The organism is Photobacterium sp. Ph5 (assembly GCF_022129445.1).
Taxonomy (GTDB): Bacteria; Pseudomonadota; Gammaproteobacteria; order Enterobacterales; family Vibrionaceae; genus Photobacterium.
Genome location: NZ_JADQAQ010000098.1, coordinates 1 through 5160, shown reverse-complemented (window position 1 = coordinate 5160; position 5160 = coordinate 1). Strand labels below are relative to the sequence as shown.

Genomic DNA, 5160 nt, shown 5'->3' with positions numbered 1-5160 from the left:
AACGATTATATTGGTTAACCTCTAAAACTGTGGCCAGTATTTATTGACCACTACACCCTTAAATTTTATTCGTTATTTGGAATATGAATAAACGTAGAGATTGGCTTGATTGAGCAGGTAATGTTTAAGAGATAAATTTCGCACTAGCTGTTGAAATGTCTTTCATCTGGCGACATACCAAGATTTAATGTCTGGTAGCTTTTGTGTAGATTTAAAAACATACCTTCCTGCTCAACCTCTTTCGTCATTAGCTCTCGTAAGCTTTCTAACGTGTGGTTATCTTGTACTTCTATCGTGTAAACACCTTTTGCACCCATGCGCTGTTTGGCCTTTTTTGAAGGTTCATTAGCTATTTCTACTTTGTGAATTTTGACACCAAGCTTTGACAAAAAGGCTGGGATAGTCGCTGTACCGCAAATACATTCAGATCGAAAAGTCATTAATTTCATGGTGTCGGCACTCAAAAGTAAAAGTCAGTCTAATGTTGAAACGCTGTAAGAGAGTGGATAGGAAGCTTACTGCTTTGAAAGATAGTAACAATTAAGGATAGTTAATTTTGATTATGATCCTGATTTGATACAGCGCTCTGCACTTGCAAAAAGGTTATTACAAATCGTCTGTTGTTTGTTATGTTCAGTTGTTCCTACTATTAAGGAATCCAGTACTTCTTTGGCTTTATGGTAGTCTTCAACGATAAGAGCAAATCGATCTTCAAAAGCATTTTTTCTTATTTTTTTTCCAGGTTTCTTTCCAGATTTACGCATCATAATCTCGCTATATTAGAGGTGTAGTGCAAAGACAATCATCTAACTCAGTAATGAAGAAAAGATATTGCAGAATAGATGTGATGAATTAAATGGAAGAGAAAAAGAGAAGCTTTTGATGGAATATTTAATTAATCGCTGTTTTGCGTGGGTTATTCTACAGGTTATTTAAATAATAGATATAAAAATAATTTCAAGTAATAAAGGTGTTTTAAATCATGCGCTTGAGTTTTATTTTATGATTTTTATAAAATAAATATATACAGCCTATTGATTTAGTGCTCTACTGTAATGGCTCTGTTGTTCAGAGTTATTAATGAAACATCAAGTAAAAGTAAAACCCTCAGAATATCTTCGTTATTGTTGCCATCCTCTGTGTTTCCCTTAGCTTCTTAGTCACATCGATAATTCAGACTCTTAGTACTTCGCATTTGCGATATTTTATGAATTTATTTAAGGGACACATTATGTCTAATAAAAATACTGGTTTAGTAAAATGGTTTAACGAAGATAAAGGCTTTGGTTTTATTACCCAAGACAATGGCGGTGCAGATGTATTTGTACATTTTCAAGCTATTGTTTCTGAAGGCTTTAAGACATTGATGGATGGTCAAAAGGTTTCTTTTGATGTCGAACAAGGTCAAAAGGGTCTTCAAGCTTCAAATGTCGTTGCTTTATAAGACCTTCTAAATGGTAGCATTTTATTGCTGCTCATTATCGAACACTAAAAATATTGCTTTTATCATTATTCTATTTGTTTCTATTATTTCTCTATGAAGTTTAGATAATACTTAAATAATAATCATAGTAATAACTTAAAATAAATAGGAAATATAAATGTCAGTATATAATATTATGTACATTAATGATTTAGATAAAATAATCAAATCTGAAACTGTTTTTATGAAATGTTTAAGAGGTGCGAAAGTATCATCTTCTTCATACGCTCCGTTTTTTACTGTCAAAATTGAATTGAGAGATATTGTCGGAAAATTATTAGCGACTAAAGAAAATAATGCTTGGGTTAATAATGATAAATAGACAAAAAACAACTAAAAAAGAGTTAGAAAAAGCACATCACTTAGGTGTGGTTAGAAGAAGAATTGAAGATATACATGATCGCATGATTTGGAACAAATTGTGGGAGATCCCTTAAAGGCCGCTAGAAATAGTGGCCTTTTTATTATCTGTTTCATGCTGAAATCTGCTGATCTCTCATCACTTCATTTAGTCAGCCTCAGCTAAACAGATAATCGTACGATGTTAAATAGTTAAAAAATACCTAATAGCTTTTTAAGTACTGAAAGGTAGCGACGGCTAACGGGAAGTTCATACCCTGTTTTTGTGATAATTTCAGCTAATCCATTTTCTAATAGTTTAATTTCATTGATCATTTTTATATTCACCAAATACTGGCGATGACAACGTACCAACGGTGTTTTTTCTTCTAATGTTTTTAAGGTGAGCTGTGTGCTGGCGGTTTGATTATTGGAACGAACTTGCACGCCACTGATATCACTATAGGCACATTCCACGGTGTCAGTGGTAAGAATCACAATACGGTTATGACCTATACAGGGAATTTGATCGAGCTTATTCGGTGCAATAGCGGAGATGGCTTGTTGAGGCGTTGATTGCTGTATCACTTTATGTAGACGACTCACTGTTTTGGTTAAACGACTTGGATTAACCGGCTTCAATAAATAATCAAAAGCATTCTCTTCAAACGCTTGAATAGCATAGTGATCGTAAGCGGTCACAAACACCACATAGGGCATAGTTTCAGGGTCGAGCATGCTTAATAGTTCAATACCTGTTACTTGTGGCATTTGAATATCAACAAAGACCGGCTTTAGCTCATTGATTTTCTTTAGCCCAATGATAGCGTTTGGCGCTTCACCAATCACCGTAGCATAGCCTGTTTCTTCCAATAGTTCTGCCAGCTCTTCACGGGCAAAATGTTTATCATCAATGACAAGAGCAGTTAACATCCAAGCTTACCTTTTATGTGATTTGCTGTACTTATTGTGCGTTGGGGATAATAAAACTTATTTGGGTAAATTGGTGCTGTGTGCATGTGATTTTTAGCGTTGAATCACGACCAAATTGATTGGATAGGCGTTTATCGACGATCTCCATTCCCAATCAGATATGGGTAAAATAGTGTTATGAGTGGTCGCTATGAAAGATAAGTGGTTTTCGTCATTGTGAAGAAGAATAGAGAGTGAAGAAATGATCATTTACCTTATTGTTCTATTTTACTGTCATAGATTAAATTCTCTTTTACCTTTAAGCATTGATTGAAATTTGTACTCAATCATTACTGAGATCAGAGCAAAATATTCATGTTAGCTTTATTTAGCCGTTAATCAGGTAATCTAATGTATTGAAATATTTTAAAGTTACATTTTATTACTTATTTTTTTTAATACGTTAAACCTGATGTGATATAGATAAGTTGTTTCTATATTTACTTAATTATGTTCACTTTAAAGTGAATATTATATTTTCAAAAAACGTACTCCAGTGTTTCACTATGTTAGTTTGAATCATTTAGTGCATATTTGTATTAAAGGAATATCTTTGTCTCGCTCAATTATCTCACTTTTTCCGTTACTCTTTTCTTCATCAATATTTGCGACAGGATTAAGTTTTTCTGAATCATCAGCAACGAATACTGCGCTAGCAGCGGCTAATGGTGCTATTGCATTGGATGCAAGTGTACTTGCACTTGCACCTTCAAGTATCACCCAGTTGGAATCTAAAGAGATCACCGCTGCGATTACACAATATAGCGTGACATCAGATTATGAAATATTTGGTAAGGTGTCTGAGTATGAAAAGAAACATCCAATACCATCATTCTTTATATCATCGCCATTAAGTCATAATTTTTATGCTGGATTTGGTCTTTATAGTCGAATTGCGGCTGATATTTCTGTTCCTGCTATTGGTTCGAGTTTTCTTCCATTATTTTATGAAACACGGGTTAGTCCAATTGTGTTATCTGCTGTACCGACATTAGCGTACCGCTGGGGAACATTGAGCATTGCAGCAAGTGTCGAATACATGCATGCCGAGTATGAGTTAGAGCAAAATCGTCGACAATTTGGTCGTGATAAACATAGCCGATGGGAAGGTAATGAAAACGGTTGGGCAGGATCGCTGAGTCTAACTTGGAAACCAAGATCTGATTTAAGTTTTGCGGTAAAACATCAATATGGCAGTAATTTTGGCGATCATCAGGCTAACTTTGATCTCCCTGCTCAAACGAGTTTTTATTTTTCTTGGTTACCGACCGAAGCATGGACAATAAATGTTTCTGTCAGTGAAACTATGTGGGAAGGAAAAGGTATTCATTACAGCGAATACAATGACCCATTTGGTTTACTTGTAGGAGAGAGAAATAGCAAACGTGTCGCATTATCGAGCAGTTACCAATGGGGTGATTGGTTATTTATGGCTGGCTATAGTGAGGATGAAGTGATTGATAGTTTAGGTGGTAAAGATAAGCGATACCGTCTGGGAACAAGCTATAAATTCAATAATAAATGGACAGTTACTGGAGCATGGCTTCAAGAGCATTACGTACCGAAAGAATACTATACGGGATCTACTCGCCTTGTCTCTGTGAAGAATAATGGAACGGCGATATCGGTAGCTATCAGCTATCAGTTTAGTTAGTAGCATTATTATTATCACCACCGAAACTCAGATATTATTAATATATTCTCTGGTATCGGTGGTGATATTACTTTACATTTTTCCTTTATTTTATAAATTAATGCTAATGTATGTAATAATACCTGTAATTCTGCGATATAACTCCCTAAAAAAAGCTGCTGACTTCTTATTTATTTACTAATTAAATCTTCTGATGTAATTTTCAAATTCAACGTAGTCTTTTAATTTATTATATTTAAGAATATATATTTTATGTCTAGTCATAAATTAGAGATGATGATGCGATTTTTTTATGTTTTATTTTTATTTATTCCAACTTTTTCTTATTCTGAAAATATAAGTGTTATATATAATATTCCAATGTACCTTGGTACGGATAAACATAATGATTTCAGTGTGGTTGTGGATTATAAAGTCGTTAATGGTGCTGTAAATATAAAATATAATAACGAGTTTCAATTTCCAGGAAAAGAGTTTTTATCTAAAATTATAACTAATTTTAAAAGTAAAGAGATGTTTTATGATTTCATCAATAAAAACAGAAAACAAAAATATTCGGATGAAATGTTTTCCCTTATTTATAGAAATTCTTCTTGGTTGCGAGAGTCGAATTCAATTTTACTAGAGGGTTATAGTCAAATTGGTGACTTTTTGTTTCCTGATTACCAGCGAGACTCAGCCAAGGTTAATAATTTCTCTGGCATCGGTGGTG

General features: G+C 33.8%; 7 protein-coding genes. 4 read left to right on the top strand and 3 right to left on the bottom strand.

What is annotated here, in order from left to right; genetic code table 11:
- Nucleotides 1-143: 143 nt before the first annotated feature.
- Nucleotides 144-449, bottom strand: a complete 306-nt coding sequence (locus I3259_RS19945; protein ID WP_238031415.1) for a hypothetical protein — start codon at nt 447-449, stop codon at nt 144-146.
- Nucleotides 450-560: 111 nt separating this feature from the next.
- On the bottom strand, nt 561-764 hold the full coding sequence (locus I3259_RS19940) for a hypothetical protein (protein ID WP_005363822.1): 204 nt from the start codon (nt 762-764) through the stop codon (nt 561-563).
- Nucleotides 765-1231: 467 nt separating this feature from the next.
- Here I3259_RS19940 and I3259_RS19935 point away from each other — a divergent pair, with 467 nt between their 5' ends.
- Nucleotides 1232-1444: a cold-shock protein gene (locus tag I3259_RS19935; protein ID WP_005363823.1), complete on the top strand. Its 213-nt coding sequence runs from the start codon at nt 1232-1234 to the stop codon at nt 1442-1444.
- A gap of 157 nt (nt 1445-1601) precedes the next feature.
- Nucleotides 1602-1805, top strand: coding sequence for a hypothetical protein (locus tag I3259_RS19930; protein ID WP_107208610.1), 204 nt, complete (start codon nt 1602-1604; stop codon nt 1803-1805).
- Between the two features lie 230 nt (nt 1806-2035).
- Here the strand turns inward: I3259_RS19930 and btsR are convergent, their stop codons facing one another.
- Nucleotides 2036-2755, bottom strand: a complete 720-nt coding sequence (gene btsR, locus I3259_RS19925) for a two-component system response regulator BtsR (protein ID WP_238031414.1) — start codon at nt 2753-2755, stop codon at nt 2036-2038.
- 592 nt (nt 2756-3347) lie between these two features.
- On the opposite strand from btsR, the gene I3259_RS19920 reads away from it, so the two are divergent.
- The gene (locus I3259_RS19920) at nt 3348-4448 is read left to right on the top strand and encodes an outer membrane protein transport protein (protein ID WP_238031413.1); all 1101 of its coding nucleotides are present in this window, start codon (nt 3348-3350) and stop codon (nt 4446-4448) included.
- Between the two features lie 252 nt (nt 4449-4700).
- Nucleotides 4701-5160 (top strand): hypothetical protein (locus tag I3259_RS19915; protein ID WP_238031412.1); only part of this gene is annotated, 460 nt, incomplete at its 3' end.

Coding starts and splice junctions, on each gene's coding strand:
- I3259_RS19930 (WP_107208610.1), top strand. CDS start 1,602: ATGTCAGTATATAATATTATGTACATTAATGATTTAGATAAAATAATC.
- I3259_RS19940 (WP_005363822.1), bottom strand. CDS start 764: ATGCGTAAATCTGGAAAGAAACCTGGAAAAAAAATAAGAAAAAATGCT.
- btsR (WP_238031414.1), bottom strand. CDS start 2,755: ATGTTAACTGCTCTTGTCATTGATGATAAACATTTTGCCCGTGAAGAG.
- I3259_RS19935 (WP_005363823.1), top strand. CDS start 1,232: ATGTCTAATAAAAATACTGGTTTAGTAAAATGGTTTAACGAAGATAAA.
- I3259_RS19945 (WP_238031415.1), bottom strand. CDS start 449: ATGAAATTAATGACTTTTCGATCTGAATGTATTTGCGGTACAGCGACT.